Origin of the sequence: Exiguobacterium sp. s168, from assembly GCF_018619035.1 — a bacterium.
Taxonomy (GTDB): Bacteria; Bacillota; Bacilli; order Exiguobacteriales; family Exiguobacteriaceae; genus Exiguobacterium_A; species Exiguobacterium_A acetylicum.
This window is the reverse complement of the sequence record NZ_JACSNE010000050.1, coordinates 1-1,353: the sequence shown is the minus strand read 5'-3', so window position 1 is coordinate 1,353 and position 1,353 is coordinate 1. Positions and strand designations below refer to the sequence as shown.

1 other annotated feature (only partly in view) is annotated in these 1,353 nt (G+C 55.4%).

The features are described from left to right. Nucleotides 1-1,345, top strand: a sequence feature (mutual gap in cmsearch alignment for this rRNA model is longer than 100); it begins 1,627 nt to the left of the window's first position. Nucleotides 1,346-1,353: the final 8 nt, after the last annotated feature.

Sequence of the window (1,353 nt, the reverse complement as noted above, 5' to 3'; positions counted from 1 at the left end):
GCGGAGTCCCGTAGGGACGTAGGTCACGATTTCACACTGCCAAGAAAAGCCTCTAGTGAGGGGGAAGGCGCCAGTACCGTAAACCGACACAGGTAGGCGAGATGAGAATTCTAAGACGCGCGGGATAACTCTCGTTAAGGAACTCGGCAAAATGGTCCCGTAACTTCGGGAGAAGGGACGCTCTACATGAGTAGAGCCGCAGTGAATAGGCCCAAACGACTGTTTAGCAAAAACACAGGTCTCTGCTAAATCGCAAGATGACGTATAGGGGCTGACGCCTGCCCGGTGCTGGAAGGTTAAGGGGATGGGTTAGCGCAAGCGAAGCTTTGAACCGAAGCCCCAGTAAACGGCGGCCGTAACTATAACGGTCCTAAGGTAGCGAAATTCCTTGTCGGGTAAGTTCCGACCCGCACGAAAGGCGTAACGATTTGGGCACTGTCTCAACGAGAGACCCGGTGAAATCATAGTACCTGTGAAGATGCAGGTTACCCGCGACAGGACGGAAAGACCCCATGGAGCTTTACTACAGCCTGATATTGAGGCTTTGTGCATGATGTACAGGATAGGCGGGAGACGTCGAGCCCGGAGCGCCAGCTTCGGAGGAGTCACCCTTGGGATACCGCCCTTCATGCATAGAGTCTCTAACTCGCAGCCGTCATCCGGCTGGAGGACCGTGTCAGGCGGGTAGTTTGACTGGGGCGGTCGCCTCCTAAACAGTAACGGAGGCGCCCAAAGGTTCCCTCAGAATGGTTGGAAATCATTCGTAGAGCGCAAAGGCAGAAGGGAGCTTGACTGCGAGACCTACAAGTCGAGCAGGGACGAAAGTCGGGCTTAGTGATCCGGTGGTTCCGCATGGAAGGGCCATCGCTCAACGGATAAAAGCTACCCTGGGGATAACAGGCTGATCTCCCCCAAGAGTCCACATCGACGGGGAGGTTTGGCACCTCGATGTCGGCTCATCGCATCCTGGGGCTGGAGTAGGTCCCAAGGGTTGGGCTGTTCGCCCATTAAAGCGGTACGCGAGCTGGGTTCAGAACGTCGTGAGACAGTTCGGTCCCTATCCGTCGTGGGCGCAGGAAATTTGAGGAGAGCTGTCCTTAGTACGAGAGGACCGGGATGGACGCACCGCTGGTGTACCAGTTGTTCCGCCAGGAGCATCGCTGGGTAGCTACGTGCGGACGGGATAAATGCTGAAAGCATCTAAGCATGAAGCCCCCTCCAAGATGAGATTTCCCTTTGAGTAATCAAGAAAGACCCCTCAGAGACGATGAGGTAGATAGGTCACGGGTGGAAGCATGGCGACATGTGGAGCTGAGTGATACTAATCGGTCGAGGCCTTGTTCTAGCAGATGC